This window comes from Nocardia crassostreae, assembly GCF_001613405.1.
Classification (GTDB): Bacteria; Actinomycetota; Actinomycetes; order Mycobacteriales; family Mycobacteriaceae; genus Nocardia; species Nocardia crassostreae.
In genome coordinates this window covers 17,823-44,272 of the sequence record NZ_BDCH01000030.1, presented here as the reverse complement: position 1 = coordinate 44,272, position 26,450 = coordinate 17,823, and the positions used below count along the sequence as shown (strand labels likewise).

The 26,450-nt window shown below is 67.2% G+C and carries 25 protein-coding genes and 4 pseudogenes; 21 read left to right on the top strand and 8 right to left on the bottom strand.

The features are described 5' to 3' along the window. Positions 1-6: 6 nt before the first annotated feature. Positions 7-972 carry a quinone oxidoreductase family protein gene (locus tag NC4_RS30095; RefSeq protein ID WP_067544946.1) on the bottom strand — a complete coding sequence of 322 codons (966 nt, stop codon included), beginning with the start codon at positions 970-972 and terminating at the stop codon, positions 7-9. Positions 973-1,052: 80 nt separating this feature from the next. Between NC4_RS30095 and NC4_RS30090 the strand changes: the two genes are divergently transcribed. Together NC4_RS30090 and NC4_RS30085 are read left to right on the top strand one after the other, a co-directional pair. After that, the gene (locus NC4_RS30090; RefSeq protein ID WP_067544941.1) at positions 1,053-1,403 is read left to right on the top strand and encodes a hypothetical protein; all 351 of its coding nucleotides are present in this window, start codon (positions 1,053-1,055) and stop codon (positions 1,401-1,403) included. Between the two features lie 48 nt (positions 1,404-1,451). Continuing rightward, on the top strand, positions 1,452-2,228 hold the full coding sequence (locus NC4_RS30085; RefSeq protein WP_067544938.1) for a GntR family transcriptional regulator: 777 nt from the start codon (positions 1,452-1,454) through the stop codon (positions 2,226-2,228). A gap of 65 nt (positions 2,229-2,293) precedes the next feature. Here the strand turns inward: NC4_RS30085 and NC4_RS30080 are convergent, their stop codons facing one another. Both NC4_RS30080 and NC4_RS30075 read right to left on the bottom strand, forming a co-directional pair. Next, positions 2,294-2,746 carry a PTS sugar transporter subunit IIA gene (locus tag NC4_RS30080; RefSeq protein WP_067544935.1) on the bottom strand — a complete coding sequence of 151 codons (453 nt, stop codon included), beginning with the start codon at positions 2,744-2,746 and terminating at the stop codon, positions 2,294-2,296. Positions 2,747-2,752: 6 nt separating this feature from the next. Then, positions 2,753-2,982, bottom strand: a pseudogene (locus NC4_RS30075) (PTS sugar transporter subunit IIB). 112 nt (positions 2,983-3,094) lie between these two features. Here NC4_RS30075 and NC4_RS30070 point away from each other — a divergent pair. From NC4_RS30070 to NC4_RS30040, 8 genes and pseudogenes are all read left to right on the top strand, one after another. Continuing rightward, a pseudogene (locus NC4_RS30070) lies at positions 3,095-4,322 on the top strand (PTS transporter subunit EIIC). Next, entirely contained in the window at positions 4,319-4,582 is a 264-nt protein-coding gene (locus NC4_RS30065; protein WP_067544932.1) for an HPr family phosphocarrier protein, read from the top strand. The pseudogene NC4_RS30070 and the gene NC4_RS30065 overlap by 4 nt, the downstream one beginning before the upstream one ends. 1 nt (position 4,583) lies before the next feature. Then, positions 4,584-6,227: a phosphoenolpyruvate--protein phosphotransferase gene (gene ptsP, locus NC4_RS30060; protein ID WP_084529913.1), complete on the top strand. Its 1,644-nt coding sequence runs from the start codon at positions 4,584-4,586 to the stop codon at positions 6,225-6,227. Then, positions 6,227-6,661: a hypothetical protein gene (locus NC4_RS43425; RefSeq protein WP_245722024.1), complete on the top strand. Its 435-nt coding sequence runs from the start codon at positions 6,227-6,229 to the stop codon at positions 6,659-6,661. The genes ptsP and NC4_RS43425 overlap by 1 nt, the downstream gene beginning before the upstream one ends. After that, positions 6,651-7,385 carry an amidohydrolase family protein gene (locus NC4_RS43420; RefSeq protein WP_245722023.1) on the top strand — a complete coding sequence of 245 codons (735 nt, stop codon included), beginning with the start codon at positions 6,651-6,653 and terminating at the stop codon, positions 7,383-7,385. Before NC4_RS43425 ends, NC4_RS43420 begins: the two co-directional genes overlap by 11 nt. Continuing rightward, positions 7,373-8,155: pseudogene (gene nagB / locus NC4_RS30050) on the top strand (glucosamine-6-phosphate deaminase). Before NC4_RS43420 ends, nagB begins: the two are co-directional and overlap by 13 nt. A gap of 34 nt (positions 8,156-8,189) precedes the next feature. Beyond that, positions 8,190-9,716 (top strand): serine hydrolase domain-containing protein, encoded by a 1,527-nt coding sequence (locus NC4_RS30045; protein WP_084529912.1) that lies wholly within the window; start codon positions 8,190-8,192, stop codon positions 9,714-9,716. Between the two features lie 94 nt (positions 9,717-9,810). Continuing rightward, the gene (locus NC4_RS30040; RefSeq protein ID WP_245722022.1) at positions 9,811-10,251 is read left to right on the top strand and encodes a hypothetical protein; all 441 of its coding nucleotides are present in this window, start codon (positions 9,811-9,813) and stop codon (positions 10,249-10,251) included. 4 nt (positions 10,252-10,255) lie between these two features. Here the strand turns inward: NC4_RS30040 and NC4_RS30035 are convergent, their stop codons facing one another. Further along, complete coding sequence (locus tag NC4_RS30035; protein ID WP_369690801.1) at positions 10,256-10,801, bottom strand: helix-turn-helix transcriptional regulator; 546 nt, start codon at positions 10,799-10,801, stop codon at positions 10,256-10,258. 893 nt (positions 10,802-11,694) lie between these two features. Here NC4_RS30035 and NC4_RS30030 point away from each other — a divergent pair. The 3 genes and pseudogenes from NC4_RS30030 (at position 11,695) to NC4_RS30025 (ending at position 13,890) form a co-directional block, all read left to right on the top strand. Then, positions 11,695-12,069 (top strand): DUF4345 family protein, encoded by a 375-nt coding sequence (locus tag NC4_RS30030; RefSeq protein WP_084529926.1) that lies wholly within the window; start codon positions 11,695-11,697, stop codon positions 12,067-12,069. Next, positions 12,066-12,761: pseudogene (locus NC4_RS43415) on the top strand (class I SAM-dependent methyltransferase); the annotation flags it as partial. The gene NC4_RS30030 and the pseudogene NC4_RS43415, both read left to right, overlap by 4 nt. Before the next feature lie 244 nt (positions 12,762-13,005). Further along, on the top strand, positions 13,006-13,890 hold the full coding sequence (locus NC4_RS30025; protein WP_067544920.1) for a class I SAM-dependent methyltransferase: 885 nt from the start codon (positions 13,006-13,008) through the stop codon (positions 13,888-13,890). Positions 13,891-14,015: 125 nt separating this feature from the next. On the opposite strand, the gene NC4_RS30020 is transcribed toward NC4_RS30025, so the two are convergent. From NC4_RS30020 to mptB, 4 genes are all read right to left on the bottom strand, one after another. Further along, positions 14,016-14,942 (bottom strand): COX15/CtaA family protein, encoded by a 927-nt coding sequence (locus tag NC4_RS30020; protein ID WP_067545186.1) that lies wholly within the window; start codon positions 14,940-14,942, stop codon positions 14,016-14,018. A 219-nt stretch (positions 14,943-15,161) separates the two neighbouring features. Continuing rightward, positions 15,162-15,944 (bottom strand): ABC transporter permease, encoded by a 783-nt coding sequence (locus NC4_RS30015; RefSeq protein WP_067544917.1) that lies wholly within the window; start codon positions 15,942-15,944, stop codon positions 15,162-15,164. After that, positions 15,941-16,873, bottom strand: coding sequence for an ABC transporter ATP-binding protein (locus NC4_RS30010; protein ID WP_067544914.1), 933 nt, complete (start codon positions 16,871-16,873; stop codon positions 15,941-15,943). Before NC4_RS30010 ends, NC4_RS30015 begins: the two co-directional genes overlap by 4 nt. After that, positions 16,870-18,552 (bottom strand): polyprenol phosphomannose-dependent alpha 1,6 mannosyltransferase MptB, encoded by a 1,683-nt coding sequence (mptB, locus tag NC4_RS30005; RefSeq protein WP_067544912.1) that lies wholly within the window; start codon positions 18,550-18,552, stop codon positions 16,870-16,872. The genes NC4_RS30010 and mptB overlap by 4 nt, the downstream gene beginning before the upstream one ends. A gap of 649 nt (positions 18,553-19,201) precedes the next feature. Here mptB and NC4_RS30000 point away from each other — a divergent pair. From NC4_RS30000 to sufC, 8 genes are all read left to right on the top strand, one after another. Then, positions 19,202-19,825 (top strand): TetR/AcrR family transcriptional regulator, encoded by a 624-nt coding sequence (locus tag NC4_RS30000; RefSeq protein WP_084529911.1) that lies wholly within the window; start codon positions 19,202-19,204, stop codon positions 19,823-19,825. A gap of 54 nt (positions 19,826-19,879) precedes the next feature. After that, a complete protein-coding gene (locus NC4_RS29995; protein WP_067544910.1) occupies positions 19,880-20,899 on the top strand; it encodes a zinc-dependent alcohol dehydrogenase in 1,020 nt (339 codons plus the stop codon). An 87-nt stretch (positions 20,900-20,986) separates the two neighbouring features. Next, entirely contained in the window at positions 20,987-21,544 is a 558-nt protein-coding gene (locus NC4_RS29990) for a TetR/AcrR family transcriptional regulator (protein ID WP_067544908.1), read from the top strand. Then, a complete protein-coding gene (locus NC4_RS29985; RefSeq protein WP_067544905.1) occupies positions 21,541-22,071 on the top strand; it encodes a hypothetical protein in 531 nt (176 codons plus the stop codon). Before NC4_RS29990 ends, NC4_RS29985 begins: the two co-directional genes overlap by 4 nt. Before the next feature lie 168 nt (positions 22,072-22,239). Further along, the gene (locus NC4_RS29980; RefSeq protein ID WP_067544903.1) at positions 22,240-22,977 is read left to right on the top strand and encodes a helix-turn-helix transcriptional regulator; all 738 of its coding nucleotides are present in this window, start codon (positions 22,240-22,242) and stop codon (positions 22,975-22,977) included. Next, the gene (gene sufB / locus NC4_RS29975) at positions 22,974-24,410 is read left to right on the top strand and encodes a Fe-S cluster assembly protein SufB (protein ID WP_067544901.1); all 1,437 of its coding nucleotides are present in this window, start codon (positions 22,974-22,976) and stop codon (positions 24,408-24,410) included. The genes NC4_RS29980 and sufB overlap by 4 nt, the downstream gene beginning before the upstream one ends. Next, positions 24,410-25,588 carry a Fe-S cluster assembly protein SufD gene (gene sufD, locus NC4_RS29970; protein WP_067544899.1) on the top strand — a complete coding sequence of 393 codons (1,179 nt, stop codon included), beginning with the start codon at positions 24,410-24,412 and terminating at the stop codon, positions 25,586-25,588. The genes sufB and sufD overlap by 1 nt, the downstream gene beginning before the upstream one ends. Positions 25,589-25,649: 61 nt before the next feature. After that, complete coding sequence (gene sufC, locus NC4_RS29965) at positions 25,650-26,450, top strand: Fe-S cluster assembly ATPase SufC (RefSeq protein WP_067544897.1); 801 nt, start codon at positions 25,650-25,652, stop codon at positions 26,448-26,450.

The following is a 26,450-nucleotide window of genomic DNA, read 5'->3' as shown; positions in this document are numbered from 1 at the left end:
GCCCGATCAGGGCAGCAGGACGACCGAACCGGTGGTCTTGCGGCCTTCCAGATCGCGGTGCGCCTGCTCGGCCTGGGCCAGGGGATAGGTCGCGCCGATGCGGATATCGAGCGTCCCGTCGGCCAGGGCATTGAGGATATCGCCTGCGCGCCACAGCAATTCGGCGCGATCGCGGGTGTAGTGCGCCAATGTCGGGCGGGTGACGAACACGGACCCGGCCCCGGCCAGGCGCTGCAGATCGAACGGCGGGACCGGACCGCTGGCCCCACCGAAGAGCGCGAGGGTGCCGCGCACCCGCAGCGACGCGAGGCTGGCCTCGAAGGTATCCGCGCCGACGCCGTCGTACACGGCCGCGACACCCACCCCATCGGTGAGTTCCCGTACCCGCGTGGCGATCTCGTCGCCGTAGCGCAGCACCTCGGCCGCGCCCGCCGCGCGCGAGAGCTTCTCCTTCTCATCGGTCGACACGGTCGTGATCACGCGAATCCCACGCGCCGCCAGCAACTGGGTGAGGATGAGACCGACACCACCGGCCCCGGCGTGCACGAGCACCGTCTCGCCCGGCTCCGGCTTGTAGATCGACTCGATCAGGTAGTGCGCCGTCATGCCTTGCAGCAGGATGGAAGCCGCCACCGGCGCCTCCACCCCGGCGGGCACCGGAATCGCGACGGCCGCGTTCACGGCGACCTTCTCGGCATAGCTCCCCGGAGCCGCCGCCCAGCAGATGCGATCGCCGACCTTGAATTCGGTGACATTGGGCGCGATGGCCACCACGACACCGGTCCCCTCACCGCCCGCAATGTAGGGCACGGCCTGCGGATACCGTCCGGTGCGAATGTAGGTGTCGATGAAGTTGATCCCGATGGCCTCGGTCTCCACGAGCAGCTGCCCGGGCCCGATCTCGGGATCCGGAACCTCGACCGGCCGCAGGACTTCGGGACCACCGTGCTCGGAAACCTGAATGGCGCGCATGGTCTGTTTCTACACCCGCCACGGTGTGAGGTGTGCGGTGGCTCATGGACTCTGCTTTACCGATGGGTAAACTCCCTCACATGAGCGCTACCGTTGCACCGGCACCAGTGAAGTTGTCGCCGTCCATCGTCGATTCCATCAAGGGGTTCATCGCCGAGCACGGCGGCTCCGCGACCGCGGTGCTGCCGCCCATCGGCCGCATCGGCGTGCGGGTCACCCTGGTCGGCAAGGACGGCATTCTCGGTGATCGCGTGGTCGCCGATCTGCCGACCGCCAAGGCGCTGGTCGAGGCCATCGACGGGCTCACCGAGGCCGACGAGTGGGATCGCGAGCTGACCTCCATCGTCACCCCGGTCCAGAGCCACTGGGCCAGAATGGCGGGATGGGTCGCTCGCCAGAAGCGATTCCCCAAGGCGCGCAACGAGAAGTAGCCTCGTAGAGCCCGCGGTCAGCGGGGGAACGGACAATCTGAGGATGACGTGGCGGGACGCGTAACCAAGCAGGCGCAGCTGCGTTCGGCGCTGACGACCCTGTGCGCGAAGCTCCGTCCGGGTGAGATGCTGCCCAGCGAGCGGCAACTCTGCGACGACTACCGGGTCAGTCGCATGACGGTGCGCGAGGTGCTGGGGCAGCTGGAATCCGAGGGCGTCATCACCCGGATCCCGGGCAAGGGCACCTTCGTGGCCGAGCGGGTGGCGCGCTCACGGCTGCACATGGCCTCCTTCAGCGAGGATATGCGACGACTCGGGCGCGTGCCGAGCACCGTTGTGCTGCATACAGATTACGCCGTGCCGCCGCCTGCGTCGATCACAGCGCTGAGCCTGAACGCCACTGAGAAGGCGTTCCATCTGGTGCGGCTGCGGCTGGCCGACGGGCTGCCGATCTCCATCGATGACGGCTGGTACCGGGCCGATCTGCTGCCCGGGCTGCTCGATCGCGATCTCACCCAATCGCTGTACTCGCTCATGGCCGACGTCTACGACTGCCCCGTCGACCGCGCCGATCAGACGGTGCGCGCGGTCGCCGCCGATGAGCGGCACGCGGGCTGGCTCGGCACCGACGCCGGTTCGCCGCTGCTGGCGTTCGACCGCATGTCGTATTCGCGGGACCGCTGTGTGGAGCACGCGCACTCCTGGTACCGCGCCGACCGCTACCAGGTCTACATGACGGTATCGGCGGGCGACAATGCCCAGCCCCAGCACGACCTGAGCTCGAAACCCATTGAGCTGCACAACGGTCGAGCCGCACACGACTGAGTCCGGCCCGACCGAGTCCCGGCACGACAGAGCCGCAGCCCGAAATGGACTGCGGCTGAAGTCGTTTACTGGATGGAGAACAGCACCGCGCCGGTGGTGACGGGTCCGCTGACCGCGTCCTGCGCCGAACCGGGTGCGCTGTCCATGACCACCACCGGCACCGCGGCGCTGAGGCCGAGTCGGCGAATGGCATTGGGGGAGAAGGTGACCAGCGGGTCGCCGACATTCACGCGATCGCCCTCGGCGGCCTTCACCTCGAAGATGTCGGCCTTGCCGACGGTGTCGATGCCGACGTGCAGCAGCACGCCCTGTCCGGCATCGTCGACGATGACCGCGGCGTGCGGGTGCAGTTTCACGATGGCGCCCGCGATGGGGGCGACGACCGTGATCCGCTCATCGGTGTCCGGCGGCTCGATGGCCACGCCGGAGCCGACCATCTCCGCCGAGAAGACCGGATCGGGAACCTCGGACAACGGCATGGCGCGCCCGTCGAGGGGCGCGAGAATCTGAGTGCTCACGACGGGTCAGAGGAGATCGTTGATGTCGTCGGCGAGGGCGTCGGCGGTCGGTCCGACCACGACCTGCACGGCATTACCGGCCTTGACGACGCCGTGCGCACCGGCGGCCTTGAGGTCAGCGTCCTTGACGAGTCCGGAATCCTTCACCTCGACGCGAAGGCGCGTGATGCAGCCTTCGACCTCGACGATGTTACCTACGCACCAAGGCCGGCGACGATCTGATCGACTTTGGACATCATTCCTCTGAGCGTGTCGAGTGGACAAAACTGGTTATAACCAGTGTATGTCTGATTATAACCAGTCACTATACATGTGCGTGACCCTATTCACAGATCCTGAGGACCCGCCATGGCCGATACCGCCGCTGCTCCAAGCACGCGCAAGAAGATCGACCTGTCCGGACTGCAGAAGCTCGGCCGCAGCCTCATGCTGCATTGCCACGCTACCTGCTGCCGGTTTGCTGCTACGACTAGGACAGGACGACATGCTCGGCCGCTGGTCGGCCACCAATACGGTGGCCGACGTGCTGGCGGGTGCGGGTGGCGCTCTGCTCGACAATCTGCCACTGCTGTTCGCGGTCGGCGTCGCCATCGGCTGGGCCAAGAAGGCCGACGGCTCCACCGCCCTGGCCGCGGTCGTGGGCTACCTCGCCTTCAATGGCGTCACCAAGGCCATGGCTCCGGTCGTGCTGGAGGGCAAGACCGATTCCAAAGGCGCTCAGCTGCTGGTGAACTTTGGTGTTCTCGGCGGCATCGTGATGGGCCTGACCGCCGCCATCCTCTGGCAGCGCTATCACCGCACGCAGTTGCCCGACTATCTGGGCTTCTTCTCCGGCCGCCGTCTGGTGCCGATCCTGACCGCCTGCGCGGCGGTCGTCATCGGTGTCGCGTCGTCGTTCATCTATCCCGCCTTCTATTCCGGCCTGACCTCACTCGGCGAAGCGGTCGCGAACAACTCCGTCGTAGGCGGCGGCATCTTCGGATTTGCCAACCGGATGCTGATTCCGCTGGGGCTGCACCACATCATCAACTCCGTGGTCTGGTTCACCCTCGGCGACTACAACGGCGTGCACGGTGACATCCCGCGCTTCCTCAGCGGCGACCCGACCGCGGGCACCTTCATGACCGGCTTCTTCCCCATCATGATGTTCGGCCTGCCCGCTGCGGCCCTGGCCATCTACCGCACCGCCAAGCCGGAGAACCGCAAGCTGATCGGCGGCATTATGCTGTCCACCGGTCTGACCGCCTTCGTCACCGGCATTACCGAGCCGCTGGAATTCGCCTTCATCTTCGTGGCGTGGCCGCTGCTGTTCATCCACGCCATCTTCGCCGGTTCGGCGCTGGTGCTGACCAATGCGCTGGGCATTCACGACGGCTTCACCTTCTCGGCGGGCGGCATCGACTACCTTCTGAACTTCGGCATCGCCACCAAACCGCTGTGGCTGATCCCGATCGGCCTCGGCTACGCGGCGCTGTACTACTTCACCTTCAGCTTCATTATTCGACGCTGGAACCTGCAGACCCCCGGCCGCGAAGCGGACGAGGTGGAAATCGAGAAGGAGAACGTCAAAGAATGATCACTCGCACCGCTGTTGTTGCGTCGAAGACCGGTCTGCACGCCCGTCCGGCAGCGCTTTTCGCCAAGGCCTCCGCCGCTTCCCCTGTCCCCGTGACGATTTCGATCGACGGTAAGGATCCGGTCGCCGCCGGAAGCCTGCTGCAGGTGATGACCCTCGGCGTGAAGCAGGGCGACAAGGTCACCCTGCACGCCGAGGACGGGGCCGATGCGGCCCTCGACGAGCTCGTGAAGCTGCTGGAGACCGATCTTGACGCATGAGGTGCGCGGTGTCGCGGCCGCTCCCGGAGTTGCCGTCGGACCGGTGAAGTGGTTGGCGTCCGCGCCCGTCACATCACCCGACGACGCTCCCGGGAGCGACGTGGACGCCGAAATCTCCCTTGCCGAAACCGCTTTCGAGACCGTCGCCGCCCGCTACAGCGCGCTGGCCCTCGATGCCACGGGTCCGGCCGCGGACATTCTGTTCATGACCTCGGCCCTGGCGGCCGATCCCGCGCTGCTCGATCAGGTGCGCGCGGGCATCCGGGCCGGTGGGCTCACCGCGCACGCGGTCACCGAGGCGGTGGCGCACTTCGCCGAACAGCTCAACGCGCTCGGCGGCATGATGGCCGAGCGGGCCTCGGACCTGCGTGATGTGGGTCAGCGCGTGGTGGCCGAACTGCTCGGCGTGGATCCACCTGGAATCCCGGACAGCGCAGTGCCTTTCGTGCTCGCCGCCCAGGATCTCGCACCCGCCGATACCGCGACGCTGAATCCGGAGATCGTGGTCGGGCTGCTCACCGTCGCCGGTGGGCCGACCTCGCACACCGCGATTCTGGCCAAGGCCCTGGGCATTCCGGCGGTCGTGGCGTGCCCGGGCGCCGTTGCTATCGCCGAGGACACCGAGGTCGTGCTCGACGGCACCGGCGGCGCCGTGGAAATCGCTCCGACCGCCGAGCGGCGCGCCGAGGTCGAGGCATTGCGGGCCCGGCAGGCGGATGCGCCGACCGGTCCCGGCCGGACCGCCGACGGTCATGCGGTGCCGCTGCTCGCGAATGTGGGCAGCGCCGCCGACGCGCAGCTGGCTGTCGAGCTCGGCGCCGAGGGCGTGGGCCTGTTCCGCACGGAATTCCTTTTCCTGGACCGCAAGTCGTCGCCGACGGTGGACGAGCAGACGGCCCAGTACACCGAGATCTTCCGGATCATGGGGGAGCGCCCCGTCACGGTGCGCACCCTCGATGCCGGATCCGACAAGCCGCTGCCGTTCCTGAATCTGCCGGAGGAGGAGAATCCGGCGCTGGGTGTGCGCGGCCTGCGGTTGAGCAGCGTCGATGAGGGGGCGCTGCTCGACCAGCTCTCCGCGATCGAGGCGGCAGCCAAGGCCACCGGAACGCCGGTCAAGGTCATGGCGCCGATGGTCGCCACCGTCGAGGAGGCGAACTACTTCGCCACTCGCGCACGAGAAGCCGGGCTGGAGACCCGCGGGGTCATGGTCGAGATTCCGGCGGCCGCCATTCGCGCCGGGCAGCTCGGCGCGGAGGTGGATTTCTTCTCCATCGGCACCAATGACCTGTCGCAGCATCTGTTCGGCGCGGACCGCATGTCGTCGTCGCTGGCGGCGCTGCACAATCCGTGGCAGCCCGCGCTGGCCGCCACCATCGCGTTCGTGGTGGACGGTGCGAGCACGCACGACGTCAAGGTCGGCGTCTGCGGCGAGTCCGCGTCCAATCCCGACTTCGCTTGTGTGCTGGTCGGTCTCGGTGTCGAGACGCTGTCCATGGCCCCGCGGTCGATCGCGGGCGTGCGGGCGGCGCTGGCCGAGGTCACCCTCGAACAGTGCCGGGCGGCGGCCGCGGCCGTGCTCGCGGCGCGCACCGCCGAAGACGCCGTCGTGGCGGCTCGACGAGCACTGGGGCGAGCCAGCTGATGCCGATCCTGCGCGGGCGGGTCGTCACCCTCACCGAGGTGGGCGAACTCGCCGACGGAGTCGTGTCCTTCGACGGCCCGTTGCTCGACTATGTCGGCCCGGCAACGGGATTCGACGGTGAACTACCGGCGCTGTCGGAGGAACCGCCGATCATTCTGCCGGGCCTCATCGATGTGCACTGCTACGGCGGCGGCGGATACGGCTTCCCCGAAACCGATTCCGCCGGTGTCACCGCGGCCGCGAACTTCCATCGCGACCGCGGCACCACCACCCTGGTGGCCTCGCTGGTCTCGGCCACCGAGGACGAACTGCGCCAACGCATCGACGTCCTCGGCGCGGCCGTGGATGCCGGGCTGCTGGCGGGCATTCACCTCGAAGGCCCGTTCATCAGCGAACATCACCGGGCACGATCCCGAGCGGATCGTGCCCGGTGATCCCGATATGCTGGCGCGGCTGGTGGACCACGCGGGCGGACGGATCGTCTCGGTGACCATCGCCCCGGAGACCGAGAACTTCGACAAGCTCGCCGATATCCTCGCCGAGGCGAATATCGTGCTGTCACTGGGGCATACGGTCGCCGACTACGAGCATTCGGTGCACGCCATCACGCGTGGCCGACGGGTGTCCATCACGCATCTGTTCAATGCCATGCCCGAACTGGCGCACCGCGACGCCAATTTCCTCACCGCCGCCATGGCCGCCGCCGGGCGCGGCGATGTGGTGGCCGAGGTCATTGCCGACGGCGTGCACCTGGCCGACGGCACCGTGCGCATGGTGTTCGACACCATCGGGCCGGACAATCTGGCGCTCATTACCGATGCCATGGCGGCGGCGGGCATGCCCGACGGCCGCTATCATCTCGGCGTGCTCGATGTCGTCGTCGCGGACGGAGTGTCGCGGCTGTACGACCCGCACGGCGAGGGCGCGATCGCGGGCGGCACGGCCATGGCGGCGGATGTGCTGCGGCGCACCGTCTTCCACGCCGGAGTCGAGCTGACCACGGCCGCGACCGCGGCCGCCGCCACCCCTGCGCGGCTGCTCGGGATCGCCGGGCGCGTAGGTTCGCTGCGCGCGGGCATGAACGCCGATGTGCTCGTCACCGACCACCACCTGACCCCAATGACCGTGTACAAGGACGGACTCGCATGGAACTCGTGATCACCGACAACGCGGCCGAAGCCGGTGTGCTGGCCGGGCGCATCATGGCCGACCATGTGCGGCGCGGCGCTCGCGCCATCGGCCTGGCCACCGGCTCCTCGCCACTGGGCGCCTAGCAGGAGATGATCCGCCAGTATCAGGCGGGCGAGCTGAGTTTCCAAGGCGTGCAGGCATTCCTGCTCGACGAGTACATCGGCCTGCCCGCCGGGCATCCGCAGTCCTACGCCCAGTTCATTCGCGACGAGTTCACCTCGCACGTGGACTTCGCCGACGCCGATGTGCACAGCCCGGACGGCCGGGCCGCCGACATTCCGGGCGCTGCCGCCGATTACGAGCGTTCGATCGCCGAGACCGGGCGCATCTCCGTGCAGATTCTCGGCATCGGCGCGAATGGTCATATCGGCTTCAATGAACCCGGTTCGTTGCTGCGCTCGCGGACTCGCGTGAAGACGCTGACCCCGAAGACGCGGGAGGACAATGCCCGCTTCTTCGACGACGATCTGAAGCAGGTTCCGACCCACGTCCTCACCCAGGGACTCGGAACCATCAGTGACGCCGATCATCTCGTCATGATCGCCACGGGAGCGGGTAAGGCCGAGGCCGTGGCGGCCGCCGTCGAAGGACCGGTGTCGGCGTTCTGCCCGGCGTCCATCCTGCAGATGCACCCGCATGTGACCGTGATCGTGGATCCGGAGGCGGCGGCGAATCTGAAGGCCATCGACTACTACCGCTTCGCGGTCGCGAACAAGCCCGAGTGGCAGAGCTTCTGAGAACGAAGCGGTTCGTCCCCTTCGGTACTCTCGAATGAGAATCGAAGGGGGACGAGTCATTTTGCGCAGCCGGTCTGTCACTGTCGCTCGTATCGGTGTGATCGGTGTGTTGCTCGCCGCCCTGCTGGTGGGCTGTGGGAACAGGACCGAAAACCCGGTCTTACCAGCCGATTCGGCGGCGACCATCGACCGGATCATGGAATCGGGGATGACCGCCGCGCTTTTTCCGGGGGCGATGGTGGCGGTGGTCGATCCGGATCTCGGCACTTACGTCAAGGCGTACGGCACCTCCGATATCGTGACCGGCCGGGTGGCGGGCATTCACGATTCATTCCGAATCGCCAGCGTCACCAAGACTTTCACCGCGACGGCCGTACTGCGGCTCGCGGATAAGGGGAAGCTGTCTCTCGATGACCGGCTGGACCGCTATGTCGCCGACATCCCCTATGGCGACTCGATCACGCTGCGGGATCTGCTCGGCATGTGCGGCGGTGTCTACGATCTCGACCACGAAGCCGCGTATCAGGAACAGGTGGACGCCAAGTCGCCGAATCTCGGCTGGCAGGAGGGTGATCGCCTGCGCGCGATCATCGGCAATCCGCAGTACGCGACACCGCCGAACACCCGGACCCGGTACTCCAATTCCGAGTACTACCTGCTGGGGCTTGTGCTCGAAAAGGTCACGGGCAAGCCGATACACGACGTCATCGCCGACCTGATCGGCGAATACGGTCTGGGGGAGACCGCCTACGCGGTCGATGCGACGACGCCGACCCCGGGGGCCCGCGGCTACACCTATTTCGACGAGGCGCCGACCGATGTCACCGACCGCGCCGCCGCCCCCGGACTGTACGGTGCGGCCGCCTCGATGGTGTCCACCATCTCCGATCTGGCCACCTACACGGGCCTGCTCGGAAGGGGTGATCTGCTGCGGCCCGAAACCTTCCGCGCGCGAAGGCAATCCACCGAGGCCGGTGGCGGCCTGTCCTACGGCCCCGGCCTCATGATCGACGGTCAGTGGCTGGGCCACAGTGGCACCGTGTCCGGCTACACCACCTATATCGCCTACCTCCCGGACCGGGACGTGTCCATCGCGGTCGCCGTGAACCAGTTCAGCCGCCTGCTGTGGCTGCGCGCGGACGATCTCTGGAAGGAGATCGTCACCGCGCTCTACCCGGGGACACTGGGCAAGGGTTCACCCTCGAACGGTTCGCCACCCCCGGTACCGGCCGTGGACGTACTCAACGCTCAACTCCGGCAAGCCTTCGATCCGGCGATTCCGGCCACCGCGAAAGCCCTGCGCGTCGCCGACGACGACAAGGATCCGGAGTTGATCACCCGTGTGGCGGCCACGCTCGCCCAGTTCGACCCCGGCTTCGAGGTCTATCGCGCGACCGCCGTGAATCAATCCCTGATGGCCCTCGGTCTCGCGGCGTCACCGCCGGGGAAGACGCAGATGGTCGTGCCCCTTACCGCCGTCGACGGATCCTGGCGGATCAGCTCGGCGTGGGCCTGCAACGTCCTGACCGGGAGCGGCGGGTCCTCACCCGCCTGCACCTGAGCTCGCGATTCACGATTCCCTATCGCGCGCGGCCATGAACTACTACAATAAGTAGTAACAGGGTTGCCGCAGTATTCGCCCACAGGGGGTCGCCATGACTCGTCCACCCATCACCTCATCCGAGCCCGCCACCAAACCGGCCTACACCGAACTGCGCTGGGTCACCGCGGTTTTCGCCATCGCCCTGGTGGTCCACGGCGCCGACCATCAACGCCGCGGCAGCGGCACCGTCTCCACCGTCGTCAATACCCTCGGCTCGATCCAGATAGCCTTCGCCCTGGCCACCATCGTCCTGGTTCTGCTCCGCCACCGCTGGGCTCCGATGTTTGCCGTCCTGGTCGGCTTCGTCAGCGCCGTCGGCTTCACCCTCGTTCACGTCCTCCCCGACTGGTTCGGCCCCGTCAGCGACAGCTTCATCAACCCGCCCCACACCGCCCACATCACCGGATTCTCCTGGTTCGCCGCCATTTTCGAGATCCTCGCCGACGCCGCCCTGGGCGTCGCGGGCCTGCGCGCCCTCCGCGAACGCCCCTGATCCGCTACTCCTGCGTCCGCACCCGCACGCCGCTGGCGATGAGCCGCGAAGCGGACAATCCGAATGTGGTCCGGAACCGATCCGCGAGATGTGACGGGCTCGCGAACCCGGCCTCCACCGCCACGGTCGTGAGATTGTGCCCCGCCGCGGACAACTTCGCCGCGTGCATGAGCCGAACCCACAGCCGATACCGCCGCAGACTGGTCCCCACCTCCTGCCGGAACAGATGCAAGAACCGAGATTCCGACAACCCCGCCCGAACCGCCAACTCCCGCGCGGGAACCGCCTTCGCCGGATCCTCCCGCACCGCCCGCACCGCCTCGGCAATACGCTCATCGATAATGTGCGCCCTGGTCGGCGCCACCAATGCGAGCAACTCCGCCGCCCGCTCATCGGCCAGCTCCCGCGCCCCGTCCCCGAATCCGCCCCCCAACGCGGCCAACTCGCCCTCCGCGGCATGCCCCACCCCCACCACCCCGTGCCAACACCCCATCCGCTCACGACAGGACAGCGCCCGATCCGAAGCCGGATCCAAATAACAGAAAACCATCCGCCCACCCTCGGCAATCAACTGATGCGTAGTCCGCGGCGGAATCAACGCACTCCGAACCACCAGCTCGGCCCCCTCCCCAACCCGCAACCGGAACGGCTCATCAACCCCAACAGCAAGACACCACACCGACCCCGAATGCGGCGAAAGATCCAGCGCCGCCCCCACATACAACGCCTGCCCAGGCCACAACCACACCAGCGCCCGCACACCCGATCCAGCCACCACACCCTCCTGCTCCCTCGAACTTGAAGGCTATCTTCCGCACCCCCCACTACCCACAGTCTTCCGCGCACCCGCCCATCACCGGCCCCGGACCACGACGTACACCCGAACCCGATCCGTCGGCTGCCGCGGCGATCTCTCCGGTCCGCGCTGGGTGTGTCCGCCGTTCGACCCATCGGCCGCCGCGATCTTTCCTGATCGCGCTGCGTGCGGCTGTAGTCCGACCCGTTGGCCGTCGCGGTCTTTCCGGAACGCCCTGGGTGCGGCCGCAGTTCGATCCGTTGGCCGCCATGAACTTCCGGATTCGCAGTGGGTACACCTGCAGTGCGTCCCGTCGGCCGCTGCGGCCCTTCCAGACCGAGTTGGGCGCAGCCGCAGCCGCAGCCTGATTCGTCGGCCTCGGGACTTCGTGCTCGCGTCCAGGCGCGGACCACCGGCTATGGCCGTAGCACTTCCCCGCCGCCGGGCGTGAGTTCGCTCGTCGTGAGCAGTGCTTGGCAGTGGTCAGTCGCAACCCGGGTCGCGGGCGGCTGGTGCGCCGAAGCCGTGACCGGGATGTCGTCGGCGGTGCGGTAGTGGCGTGCAGCCGGATAGCACGTTGACGGAAGCGCGCCGTCGAGGCGAAGCGGCATGCTGGCGCTGGAATTCGACGTGGAGTGGAGGTTGTCGTGACCGTAGTCATCTCGGTGGTCGTGGCGGTGCTGTTCGCGGGCATTGGGGCGTATGCGCTGGTGAGTCCGGGCGCGATCGTGCGGCCGTTCGGGATAGCCGTCGACGATGTGCGGGCGCGGTACGAGGTGCGGGCCGTGTGCGGCGGGTTCGGGCTGGCCATGGCGGTGGTGTTGGTAGCGGCCGCCGCCGACGTGGGATCGCTGCGTGCCGGGATCATGGTCGCGGTCGGAGCCGCCTTGGCGGGGATGGCGTTCGGCCGGGTGGTGGCGGCGGTCATCGATGAACGGACCGCCTTCTACCCGGTGTGGTTCTTCGCGATCGTCGAGGCTGTCGCGGCCGGTGCGCTGCTGGCGGGAGCGGCGATCCGATGACGCCCCGGGCCAGTCGCATCGCGGTCACGGTGTGCCAGGCGCGTGCGGTCGCGGACGGCCGGATGGCGTGGCGTTGTTATGCGGACCCGATTTCCGTTCGTCTGTTGTGCCTGCGCGAGCGAGTGGTGGTGGAGCGGGCCAGGAATGACACCGAGCCCGACCGGGCACGGGCGTGGCTGCGGTATCAGCTGCTCCGGGATCTCGCGGAAATCCTGGCGGTGCGCACGGTCGCCGTCGATGCCGCCATCCGCCAGGCCGCCAATCCGCAACTGGTCCTTCTCGAGCCGGGCTTGGACGCGCGCGCCTGGCGCCTGCCCGAACTGTGTCGTCGCACGGTTTTCGAGGTCAATCACCCTGCCGAGCAGGCGGCCAAGCGCGCCCGGATCGGTACACGCCCGACCCTCGCGCACACCCTCCGGTTCGTTGCGGTGGATCTCGGCACCAGTGCACTGGAATCCGCGCTCGACGCGGCCGGTCACAGTCGGGCGCAGCCGACTACGTGGGTCTGGGAAGGCCGGATGCGCTACCGCACGCGGCCGCAGGTCGAGCGCACCGTGGCGGCGATCGCACGACGTTCGGCGCCGGGCAGCCGCGTCATAGCCAACTATTCGGCGCCCACGCTGCGGACCGTCCTCCTGCGCAGATGGGGTCTGCGACTCTGGCTTGCGCTGGTCGGCGCCACCGGCGCGAAACGCCAGGAACGTGTCCGCGCCTTCTGGACACCGGAAGCGGTTGCCGCCCTGCTCGCGTCCCACAACCTGGTGATCCTCACCGACAAGAAACTGCTGACCGTCACACACGAGTTGCAGATCCCCATCTCGTCGCCATTAGGCTTCTCGGGCAATCGGATCGTGATCGCCGACCGCCGCTGGCGTGTGACACGTCCACGGTCGCGCATGCGTGTATTTCGCTTGCCGGGCAGCATAATTGCGGGTTATGGCAGGAAACGAGGCGAGCCGGACCGCGGTCCTGGTGTGTCAGGCGCGGGCGATCGCGGACGGCAGAATCGCGGTGGGACGATTCGCCGATCCGGTGGCCGCGCGGTTGTTGCGGGAACCGGAACTCGCGGAGGTCGAGCGGGCCCGCAGCGATATCGCACCGCAGCGGCTCGGGGAGCGCATCAGGTACGAAACGCTCAGGGCCACAACGGAGATTCTGGTGCCGCGGACGGTGGCGATCGACGATGCGGTGGTGCAGGCGAACAATCCGCAGCTGGTGCTGCTCGGCGCCGGGTTGGACGCCCGGGCCTGGCGAATGAGCGAATTGGATGCGACCGCGGTGTTCGAAGTCGATCACCCGGCCTCGCAGGCGGAGAAGACGACGCGCATCGGGGGAGCGGACCCGGTCGCCAAGTCGGTCGCCTTCGTCCCGGTCGATTTCGGACGTGACGCACTGGAGGACGCACTCGCGCTTTCCGGGCATCAGCCGGACCTGCCGACCACCTGGATCTGGGAGGGCGTCATGCCCTACCTCACACAGTCCGAGGTCGAACGCACCCTCGATGCGATCGGTCACCGCTCGGCTCCGAGCAGCCGCCTCATCGCCACCTACCCGACCCCGACCTCGGCGGCAGCCCTTCTGAAACGGTGGGGGTTGCGATTGTTCCTGGCGGCAGGCAGCCGATCCGCGTCATCAGGCCAGGAGCGCCTCCGATCAGCGTGGACGCCAGAGCAGATTCACGCCCTCTTCGCCGTCTACGGACTGGACATCGCCACCGACACAGACCTGTTGAACCTGGCCCGCGCCCTCGACGTTCCGGTACGCCGATCGCGCGTGCTGGCCACCGGCCGCGTAGCCGTCGCCGACCGCGCCGGAAGCTGAACAGGCACGGGCACGGGCTCGGGCAGCGAAGCGCTCGCGCTCGTGCGGGACGTGCTCGCGCTCGGGCAGGACATGCTTGCGCCCGGGCGCGACGTGCTTCCGCTCGTGCGGGAACGCGCTCGCGCTCAGGCGGAGACGGGTTCGCGCTGTTTGGTGGGGACCGATTCGCGGGTGCGCATGGACGCCCAGAGGGCGGCGGTGGCCGCCGTGCAGGCCGCTGCGCCGCCGACGTGAATGGCTACGAGCGCGCCCGGGACATCGGTGAGGTACTGCACCAGGCCGACCAGCGCTTGGCTGCACACCAGCGCGAGGAGCGCGAACAGCCGCACACGGATTGCGCGCGTCATGCCGACGGCGGCGAGGCCGCAGGCGAGACCGACCAGTAGGGCGAGGTAGGCGACGAGCAGTTCGGAGTGCAGGTGGACCAGGGTGACGATCTCGATCTGGAGGCGCTCCACTTGGCGTTCGATGCTCTTGTCGCCCGCGTGCGGGCCTGCCGCGGTGACGAGGGTTCCGGCGATGAGGGTGGCGGCCAGCAGGACGCCGCTCAGCACGGTCAGCAGGCGCAACGGCTTCGGGACCTGGACGGTCTGGACGCCGTCGTCGGGCTCGCAGATCTTGGCGTAGAGCAGGACGGCCAGCCACACCATGACCATCGAGGCCAGCAGGTGCACCGCAACCGTCCACCACAGCAATCCGGTGCGCACGGTGATGCCGCCGATGATCGCCTGCACGACCGTGCCGCCCGGCATGAGCCACGCGTAGATCTGCACCTCGCGCCGCCGCTTGGCCCGCGTCACCGCGATCACCACCGCGGCCGCGAACAGCGACACCACGAAAGTCAGCATGCGATTGCCGAATTCGACGGCCTGATGCAGCACCGGCACCTCGGCCACCGCCATCGGCGTGAAGCTGCCAGGGAAGCACTGCGGCCAAGTCGGGCAGCCGAGGCCCGAAGCGGTGACACGGACAATGGCTCCGGTCACCGAGATTCCGGCCTGGGTGAGGATCACCGCGAAGGCGATCAAGCGCTGCGACCGAAGCGAGGGCATCGGGAACAGATCGGCGAATCGCTGGAATGCGCGAGCAAGCACGCACCGATGGTAGCCGGACCGATTTCACCCCCCCGCACCCGGCCTACTACAACGCGTAAGACTCACACCGTCTCTCGCGCGCCGCAGTGAAAATCCGATGACCGGGAACTGGTGGCGGCATCGGCCGAGTAGCCCCCGCCACCAGTTCCCGGTGATCAAAGGTCCAGGTCGTGAGCCTCAGTCGAAACGGAAGAACTTCGTGGCGAGCCAGCCGGACAGGCCGCCCCACGCCGCCAGGACGGCGATGCCGTACCAGTCGATGCTGTTGCGCAAGGCTTGTTCCAGGCAGTTCGAGAGTGCGCCCGAGGGGACGGCGCGGGCCAGCGGGCTCACGGCCTGCGGGAGGTCGTCGGACATGAGCACCAGGCTGGCGATGCCGAGCATGACGAACCAGAGGATATTGGCCAGGGCGAGAACGATTTCGGCCTTCAGGGTGCCGCCGAGCAGCAGACCGAGGGCGGCGAAGGTGGCGGTGCCGAGGGCGATGACGACCGCGCCGAGCAACAGGCCGGTGATGGAGGGCCCCCAGCCGAGCGCGAAACTTATGGCGCCCAACAGGATCGATTGCAGCACCACCACGATGAGCACGGCGGCGCACTTGCCCGCGACAATGCCCCAGCGGGGGAGGGGAGTCGCACCGAGGCGTTTCAAAGCGCCGTAGCGGCGATCGAAACCGACGGCGATGGCCTGCCCGGTGAAGGCGGTGGACATGACGGCCACCATCATCACGGCCGGGACCACGCGTTCGACGCGGTGATCGCCGAGGCCGTTGAGCGGCAGCAGTGTCAAGCCGATCAGCAGGGTGATCGGGATGAACATGGTCAGCAGCAGCTGTTCGCCGTTGCGCAGCAACAGGATCAGCTCGAGACGGGTCTGGGCGGCCAGCATCTTCGCCCGCGTGGTGGGCCGCGGGTCGGGTGCGAAGGTGCCGGGTGCGAACCGGTTGGCGGTGTCGATCACCCGCGTAGCTCCCGTCCGGTGAGTTCGAGGAACACATCTTCCAGGCGGTGCTGGTCGATGCGAATATCGGTGGGCAGCACATTGATTCGCGCGCACCACGCGGTGAGCGTGGACAGCACCTGCGGGGTGATATCGCCCTGCAGCAGGTAGTAGCCCGCGCTGATCTCCTTGGGCGTGAACCCTTCCGGCAGTGCGGCTTCCAGCAGACTCAGGTCGAGTTTCGGCGGCGCGTGGAACGCCAGCCGCCCCTCGGCCCCCTGCGAGGTCACCTCACTGGGGGTGCCCTGCGCGACGATCTGCCCGTGATCGATGATCGCCAGCTGATCGGCGAGCTGTTCGGCCTCGTCCATCATGTGCGTCGTCATGAGCACGCTCACCCCGTCGCGCCGCAACGCGTCGATGAGCTCCCACACCAGATGCCGTGCCTGCGCGTCCAATCCGGCGGTGGGCTCGTCGAGGAATACGATCTCCGGCCGCCCGACCAGCGCGCACGCCAAGGCGAGTCGCTGCTGCTGCCCACCCGAGAGCCGCCGATACGGCGTCCGCCGCGCATCCTTCAACCCGAGCGTGTCCAGCAGCCAGTTCGGATCCAGCGGCTCGGCCGAGTACGAGGCCACCAGATCGAGCATCTCCCCGGCCCGCGATCCCGGATACGCCCCGCCGCCTTGCAACATCACCCCGATCCGCGGCCGTAGCGCATCGGAATCGGCGATCGGATCCAGCCCCAGCACCCGCACGGATCCGGCATCCGGGGTCACGAACCCCTCGCACATTTCCGTGGTGGTCGTCTTCCCCGCCCCATTGGGCCCGAGCAGCGCAAGCACCTGCGCCCGCTCCAGTTCGAAACTGATCCCGTCCACCGCGGTGGTCTCGCCGTAGCGTTTCACGACGCCGTCGATGCGCACGGCGGGTCTCGAGGCTGCGGTCACGAGGAGACACCGTAGGCCGTCGGCTCTTGTGACGGAGCCGACACCCCCGGCTGATTGCGCCATGGCAGCGCATTTCGCGTGATGAAGATGAACAGCAGCCCCACGATCACGGTCGCGATGGCCGACTGCACGATCTGGAAAACATAGAAGTCCGCGCCGCGCGGCATGACGAGCACACTCACCACCACCGACAGCGTCACCGCCGGAACCCGGAAGGCGGGCCGGTTCGCCCACGCCGCCAATGGCACGATCGCCCACAGCAGATACCACGGCTGCACCACCGGGAACAGCAGCACGAGCACCCCCAGCGACACCCCCAGCGCTCCCACCGGATGCAACCGCCCGGTCCAGGTCGCGAACAGCATGCGCACAATGACGAAGGCCGCCACCGTCGCCGCGATCGGCCTGGTGATACTGAGCAGCGCCGTGGTGTGATCACCCAATCCCAGCAGCACTCCACCGAATCCGGTCGCGATCCCGATGGCGGTCGGCAGCGACAGATAACTGCGCACAGCGCTGGCCGTGTTCAGCGTGAATATCCATCCGAACCCGAGACCGCTCGCAGTGACGACGAACAAGGTGACCGCGACGGCAACCACGCCGAGCAGGGCCCCGATCGTGATCACCCGCTTGAATCCGCCGCCGAGCCGCCGCGCGAGGGCCATTGCCACGAATCCCAGGGCGATCAGCGAAGTGATCTTGATTGTGGAGGACAGCGTGATAACCACCGTCCCGAACATCAGCAACGCCCAGGCCCGCCGATCGAACGGATGCGTATCGTCGATCGCCCGCAGACAGAACTCCAGTCCGGCCAGCATGAGCCCGAGCATCAGCGCGTCATTGTGCACGCCTCCGACCAGATGGAAAAGCACCAGCGGATTCGCCGCCCCGAGCCACAGCGCACTCACCGGCGCCACCCCGCACCGCCGCGACAACCGCGGCAGCGCCCACACGATCAACGCCACCGCCGCCAGCACCAGCAGCCGATGCAACCAGACCCCGGCAATAATGTTGTCGCCGGTCACCAGCGCAATACCCTTGCCCATCCACAAGAACAGCGGCCCATACGGCGCAGGCGTCTCCCGCCAGATGTTCGGCACGTTGTTGGTGAGCACGTTGTACAACCCGAGCCCATCGGCAGGCCCGATCTTGTAAGGATCCAGCCCCCGCGCCGCGATCTCGCTCTGCGCCAGATACGAGTACACGTCATTGCTGAACATCGGCGGCGCGACGCTCAGCGGAATGATCCACAGCAGCAGCGTCCGATTCATCTGCGACCGGCTCAGCCGATGCCTCGGATTCCCGCCCCAGACGCCGACGGCGAACCGCCCGAGCAGCAGCCACGCCATGATCACCGCGACGGTGCCGATCATGCACATGGCCAGGGTCGAGGTGTGGGCTCGCGCGAAGAACCCCAGGACTCGGAGTCCGGATGTCGGATTCTGGTGTACCGGCTGAGCGCCCACGCCGAGCGCGGAGATCGCCATGATGACCGCGCCGGTGGCGCCCAGCAGGCGGATCCGCATCAGCTGGAGGGTTTCCCGGCGGTCGAGGCCCGGGACTTCTGATTCGACGCTGTGCAGGACGGCGATGGTGTGGTCGTAGGCGGGGACGTCCAGGCCGAGGACCCGCCGTCCTACTTCGATGAATTTGCGCCGCGCGCCCTCCACTACCGCCACGTTCGCAAAGCCTAGTAGGCGGTTTTCGATCCGCGGACTGTCGGTGCCCCGGTCTTCGTCGGTGTCGGCCCGCTCGTCACTCTCCCGCGTGCGCAAAGCTAACGAGAAGAGGGGGCACCTCGCCTGCCGTACCCGACCTTGGCTCCCCCTTTGGGAGCCGCACCTCGCCTCTCGTACGTGGGGCCTGGCCCTGGTCACGTTCAAAGACAAAACCCTCAAAAGCCCCAGCCCCAAAAGCCAAAACCCCCAGCACCCCCACCCTCAACCCGGTTCACACCCAAAAGTGGTGGTTCACACCCGAAAATGTGCACCTATATCGAGTGTGAACCAACGAGAAGGGGTGTGAACTCGAGCTTTTGATCTTGGGGGTTGGTCTTTGAACGTAACCACAGCCATCCAGCCAGGCTGGTACGTGAGGGTGCGGCTCCCAACGGGGGAGCCAACGCCGGGTACGGCAGGCGAGGCGACCCATCTATATGTTCTGCTTTGCGTACGCGCAAAGACCGAACACCACCCGAGCCGCAGTCTCACCGGAGCACCGACCCACGCGGATCGAATCCCGAGACGATGCAATCAGATTGAGCCTCGCACCTGGACCAAGTGGTCGATTCCCCCGATCCATGTCGGTCCACCCTCCTACCCTGGATAAATGGTTTCCGAGTCGAAACGCCGAATCGAGGTAGCCGCCGCGGGTCTGCTTGCCCGCCACGGCTATCACGGCTTCGGCCTCAAGAAGCTGAGCGAAGCGGCCGCCCTCCCATACGGCTCGATCTACCACCACTTCCCAGGCGGCAAGGAAGAAATCGCCGTCTCCGCCATCACCGGCACCGGAGTCCTGGTCGGCCGCATGATCAGCCAAGCCCCCTCGGACGTGTTCGGCACCGCCGCAACACTGTTCGACTTCATGGCCGCCCGGCTCGGAGCCTCGGACTGGACCGTCGGCTGCCCGGTGGGCACGCCCGCCCTGGACGGCGGCAGCGATGTCGAATCCGTCCGCACCGCATGCGTTTCGGCATTCGATGCAATGGCGCACGGCTTTGCGGAAATACTTACCGATATGGGTCTGCCCGCGGGGGAGGCGCACGAGCTGGCCACCACGGTGGTCGCCGCATACGAGGGGGCCACGATTCTCGCGCGGGTGCGGCGTTCGGATGAACCGCTGCACACTGTCGCGGCGGCCATGGCGCGGCTGATCCGCCTGAGTCTTGCCGAAGTCGTGGTCAACGATGCGGAATTCACCGCGGCCGGCCCGGAAGTCGCTGCCGCCGAGTGATTCCCACCCCTAGGGTGGGTTGATTGGAAAGAGCTTTCTAGCGAGGATCTATCGATGAAGCGATTGATGCTGGACGGCCCCGGCGCACTGCGCTGGGAGGACTGCCCCGAACCCGTTCTCGAGGCGCCCGAACAGGCGCTGGTCCGCCCCATTGCCGTGGCGACCTGCGATATCGATCCCGCTGTGCTGAGTGGGCGGTTCCCCCTCGAAGGCCCCTATCCGTTCGGCCACGAGGGCGTCGCCGAAGTCGTCGCGGTGGGCGCGGACGTGCGGACGGTCGCGCCTGGGGACAGGGTGGTGGTCCCATTTCAAATCTCGTGCGGCGCTTGCCCGTCCTGTCTGCGCGGCAATACCGGAAACTGCACCGCGCACCCGTTCATGTCCACCTTCGGACTGGGCCCGCTGGGCGGTGTGAACTGGGGAGGGCTCTGGGCCGACCGCACGCTCATCCCGCACGCCGACAGCATGCTGGTCCCGCTCCCGGCGGGCGTCGATCCGGTCGCCGTGGCCAGCGCCAGCGACAATATTCCCGACGCATATCGCGCTGTCGCACCGCAATTGGCGGCCGACCCGCAAGCCGAGGTCCTGGTCCTGGGTGGCCGCGCGGCCCCCTCGATCGGTCTCTATGCCGCCGGTCTGGCCGTGGCCTTGGGCGCGGCGTGCACCGTCTACCTCGACACCGATCCGGAAAGACTGTCCATCGCAGCCAAACTAGGCGCCGAACCCATCGAGGGCCGTCCGGACGAGCGGGTCGGCCGTTTCGGCATCACGGTCGAAGCCGCCGGGGGAGCCACCGCACTGCGCGCCGCCGTCAATGCCACCGCCCGTGACGGCTGGTGCACGAGCGTCAGCGTGCAACTGAAGGACGTTGCCCTCCCGGTCTTCGAAATGTATTCCCGCTGCTGCACTTTCCACACCGGCCGCGCCCACTCCCGCCCCGCCATCCCGCCCATCCTCGACCTCGTCGCCGCAGGCCGCTTCGATCCGGCGGTCGTCACCACCCGCACCGTGGCCTGGGAAGAATCCCGCGAGGCCCTGCTGGAAGCTCCCCTGAAGCTGATTGCCGTGCGCTAGATCCCCACGTCATTGCCCGGAAACATCTGGACTTCCACGCGCTCGCACGTTTATTATGACTGAACAGTCAGTCATAAAGAGGTGTGAATGTCACCGAAGAAAGTCGACAAGACGGCGAGGCGGCAGGAAATCCTGGCCGCGGCGGTACGGGTGTTCGCGCGAAAAGGCTTCGCGGCCTCGCGAATCGACGATGTGGCCGCCGAAGCGGGAATCGCCAAGGGCAGTGTGTACCTGTACTTCGACAGCCGTGACGCGCTGCTGGATGCGGCCTTCGATCAGTACAGCGGGGATTCGCGGGAGATGGTGCGGCGCATTCTCGAAGGCGACGCACCGCCGCTGGAGCGGTTCGCGGAGCTCGTGCGCGGGATTCTTGAGCTGATCTCCAGCCAGCCCGATCACGCCCGGATTCTGCTTGATCTGTGGGCGACCGACTACATGAAGGCCGTCTACCGCGAGCATCGGCAGGCGATCGCCCTGCTGCTGAAGGAGATTCGCCCCGAGCTAGGGGAGGCGCACGCCACCGTGATCGTCGGTGTCATCGAAGGTGTTCTCCTGCAATGGCTCGTCGACCCCGAGGTGCCCATCGGCCAACTGGCTCAACCGATTCTGGATATCTGCATCGACGGACTGCGGGAGCGCGCATGAACATCTCGACCCTCGGCGACCATCTCATCGCGCCCGACGCCACCCGTGGGGAACAACTGCTCTGCTATGGCGCGGCAGCACTGGGGTCGGCCGGTGCGGTCGCTCTGGCGGTGCACGCGAATCTGTCCCTGTTGGCCGTCGCGGTGATCGCCTTCGTCGCGTTCGATCTGTGCGGCGGTGCGGTCGTCAATGTCACTGCCTCGGCCAAGCGGCATTTCCATCGTCCCGGCCGCACCGAACGCCATCATCTGACCTTCGTTGCCATCCATGTGCAGCCGTTCCTGCTCGCGCTCGTCGTCCCCGATTTCGGCTGGCTCAGCGCGGCCGCACTCTACGCACTCGCCCTGCTCGGCGCGGTATTCGTTCTTGCTGTTCCGGCGGCGCTGCGTCTTCCGGCGGGGTTCGCCTTCGTGACGCTGGCGCTCTTGATTCCGCTCGGGCTCCCCGCCGTGCTGGCGTGGGTGGCTCCCGTCCTGCTCGTCAAGCTCCTGCTGGCCCATGTGCAACTGGCCGGATCGCCCGCCTGACCGGCGCGAACCCGGTGTGCAATGTCTCACACCGGGAATAGGCGTCAAGTAAGGTGACCCTTCCTGGAACCGGGGAAGGAATTCCGTCACACTGATGTTGTGAAAACCGTGGGTTTGCGGAACGCGGAGACAGGCACCGGGCGCCGAAAGGGCGCCCGGACTGTTGTCGTGCCCGCGCCCGCGGGCGAGGGCCATACCCGCGAGGCCGTCATCAAGCTACTGCTGGAGGAAGGTCCGATCACCGCGACCGCCATCGGCGAGCGGCTCGAGCTGACTCCGGCCGGGGTGCGCAGGCACCTGGACGCCCTCATCGAATCGGGGGAGGCCCGGGCCACGCGCTCGGCGTCGTGGCAGCAGAAGGGCCGCGGCCGCCCCGCCAAGCAGTACCAGTTGACGGCCACCGGCAGGGGCCGGTTGGGCCACGCCTACGATGACCTCGCCGGTGCCGCCATGCGTCAGCTCCGCGAGATCGGCGGCGACAAGGCCATCGTCGAATTCGCGCGCAAGCGCGTCGGCGTCATCGTCGCCGGTATCGACCGCCTCACCCGGCACACGCCGGAGGAGACGGCAGCCAAGGCCGACGAGATCGCGGAGGCCTTCACCGGCGCCGGTTTCGTCGCGTCCACCCGGAAGGTCGGTGCGGGAGTACAGATCTGCCAGCACCACTGCCCGGTATCGCACGTCGCCGAGGAATTCCCGGAGCTGTGCGCCGCCGAGCTGGAAGCCTTCCGGGAGCTGCTCGGCACGCACGTGCAGCGCCTGGCCACCATCGCCAACGGTGACTGCGCCTGCACGACGCATGTGCCGCTGACGCTCATACCGACCCATACCTCCAATACCGCAGAAACCCCCGTTGCACAGCCCGCAACGACTTCTACACACGACTCCGGAAGGAGTGCCGAATGACGACGACCACCGACCAGGTGCAGCCGCTTACCCAGGAAGAGACCATCGCTTCCCTGGGTAATTACGGGTACGGCTGGGCCGACTCAGATGTCGCCGGTGCCAGTGCCAAGCGCGGCCTGTCCGAGGAGGTCGTGCGCGACATCTCGGCGAAGAAGAGCGAGCCGGAATGGATGCTCGACTTCCGTCTGAAGGCCCTGCGCATCTTCGACAAGAAGCCCATGCCGAACTGGGGCTCCAACCTCGAGGGCATCGACTTCGACAACATCAAGTACTTCGTGCGCTCCAGCGAGAAGCAGGCCGCGAGCTGGGAAGAGCTGCCCGAGGACATCAAGAACACCTACGACAAGCTGGGCATCCCGGAGGCGGAGAAGCAGCGCCTGGTCGCCGGCGTCGCCGCGCAGTACGAGTCCGAGGTCGTCTACCACTCCATCCGTGAGGATCTGGAGAAGCAGGGCGTCATCTTCCTCGACACCGACACCGGTCTCAAGGAGCACCCGGAGCTGTTCCAGAAGTACTTCGGCTCGGTCATCCCGTCCGGTGACAACAAGTTCTCCGCGCTGAATTCCGCTGTGTGGTCGGGTGGTTCGTTCATCTACGTGCCGCCGGGCGTGCACGTCGACATTCCGCTGCAGGCCTACTTCCGGATCAATACCGAGAACATGGGCCAGTTCGAGCGCACGCTGATCATCGTCGACGAGGATGCCTACGTGCACTACGTCGAGGGCTGCACCGCGCCGATCTACAGCTCGGACTCGCTGCACTCCGCGGTCGTGGAGATCATCGTGAAGAAGGGTGGCCGCTGCCGGTACACCACCATTCAGAACTGGTCGAACAACGTCTACAACCTGGTCACCAAGCGGGCCAAGGCCGAGGCGGGCGCGACCATGGAATGGGTCGACGGCAATATCGGCTCCAAGGTCACCATGAAGTACCCGGCCGTGTGGATGACCGGTGAGCACGCCAAGGGCGAGGTGCTGTCCATCGCGTTCGCGGGTGCGGGCCAGCACCAGGACACCGGCGCGAAGATGCTGCACCTGGCGCCGCACACCTCCTCGAACATCATCTCCAAGTCGGTGGCGCGCGGCGGCGGTCGCGCCTCGTACCGCGGTCTGGTGCAAGTGAACAAGGGCGCGCACGGGTCCAAGTCGACCGTGAAGTGTGATGCGCTGCTGGTGGACACCATCTCGCGCTCCGACACCTACCCCTACGTCGACATCCGCGAGGACGACGTGACCATGGGCCACGAGGCCACCGTCTCGAAGGTGTCCGAGGATCAGCTGTTCTACCTGATGAGCCGCGGTCTCACCGAGGACGAGGCCATGGCCATGGTGGTGCGCGGCTTCGTGGAGCCCATTGCCAAGGAGCTCCCGATGGAATACGCGCTGGAGCTGAACCGCCTGATCGAACTGCAGATGGAAGGAGCCGTCGGCTGATGGCCGTCGAGAACGTTGCCGAGGCCGCTGAGGCTCGTACCCCCGCCGTGAACAAGGGCGAGGTCTTCTCCTCGTTCGATGTGAACGCCTTCGAGGTGCCGTCGGGTCGGGACGAAGCCTGGCGCTTCACCCCGATGCGCCGCCTCAACGGCCTGCACGACGGCACCGCCGTCCGTGACGGCCGGGCCACCGTCGAGGTGACCGAGGTCGCCGGTGTTTCGGTGGAGACCGTGGAGCGCAACGACTCTCGCCTCGGCGAGGGCGGCGTGCCCACCGACCGCGTTGCCGCCCAGGCGTACTCGGGCTTCGAGCAGGCCACCATCGTGTCGGTCGGCGCGGAAACCGAAGTGTCCGAGCCGGTCACCGTGACCATCACCGGTCCGGGTGAAGGCAAGGTCGCGTACGGGCACCTGCAGATCCGGCTCGCCAATTTCGCCCGCGCCACCGTGGTCCTCGACCAGCGCAGCAGCGGAACCTACGCGGAGAACGTGGAATTCGTGCTCGGCGACTCCGCCGCGCTGAATGTCGTCATCGTCCAGGACTGGGCCGACGACGCCGTGCACGTCACCGCGCATCACGCCAAGCTGGGCCGCGACGCCACGCTGCGCCACACCAATGTCACCCTCGGTGGCGATGTGGTGCGCCTGACCGGCAATGTCCGCTACGCCGGTCCGGGCGGCGACGCCGAACTGCTCGGCCTGTACTTCGCCGATGACGGCCAGTTCTTCGAGCAGCGCCTGCTGGTCGATCACTCGCAGCCCAACTGCAAGTCGAATGTGCAGTACAAGGGTGCGCTGCAGGGCGATCCGACCTCCTCGAAGCCGGACGCGCACACCGTGTGGGTGGGCGATGTGCTCATTCGCGCCGCCGCCGAGGGCACCGACACCTACGAGGTGAACCGCAACCTGGTGCTCACCGATGGCGCCCGCGCCGACTCGGTGCCGAACCTGGAGATCGAGACCGGCGAGATCGTCGGCGCCGGACATGCCGCGGCCACCGGTCGTTTCGATGACGAGCAGCTGTTCTACCTGCGCTCGCGCGGTATTCCGGAGGAGGCGGCGCGACGGCTGGTCGTGCGCGGCTTCTTCCACGAGATCATCTTGAAGATCGCCGTCCCCGAGGTCCGGGAGCGGCTCGAGGCGGCCATCGAGGCCGAACTCGCCGCTGTCGGAGTATGACGGCTCGCCGTCGTCGGCGTCTGACACCAACTTCCCCTCCCCGCAAAGGAATTCGAATTCGATGACCACCCTGGAAATCAAGGACCTGCACGTCGAGGTCGCCAACCCCGATGAGACCGGCGAGCCCATCAAGATCCTCAAGGGCGTCAACCTGACCGTGCGGTCGGGCGAGACCCACGCGATCATGGGCCCCAATGGCTCCGGCAAGTCGACCCTGTCCTACGCCATCGCCGGGCACCCGAAGTACACCGTGACCTCGGGCTCCATCACCCTCGACGGTGAAGACGTCCTCGAGATGTCGGTCGACGAGCGCGCGCGTGCGGGCCTGTTCCTGGCCATGCAGTACCCGGTCGAGGTGCCGGGCGTCTCGGTCTCGAACTTCCTGCGCACCGCCGCCACCGCCATTCGCGGTGAGGCGCCCAAGCTGCGCACCTGGGTGAAGGAAGTCAAGGAGAACATGGCCGAGCTGGAGATCGATCCGGCCTTCGGCGAGCGTTCGGTGAACGAGGGCTTCTCCGGTGGTGAGAAGAAGCGTCAGGAGATCCTGCAGCTGGGTCTGCTGAAGCCGAAGATCGCCATTCTGGACGAGACCGACTCGGGCCTGGACGTGGACGCGCTGCGCATCGTGTCGCAGGGCGTGAACAACTACAAGGAGCGGGGCTGGATCGATGGCTCCGGCAAGCCTTCGGCGGGCGGCGTCCTGCTGATCACCCACTACACCCGCATCCTGCGCTACATCCAGCCGGACTTCGTGCACGTGTTCGTCAACGGCCGCATCGTGGCCGAGGGCGGGCCGGAGCTGGCCGAAGAACTCGATGCGAATGGCTACGTGCGTTTCACCTCTGCTGCTGTAGGAGCGTAG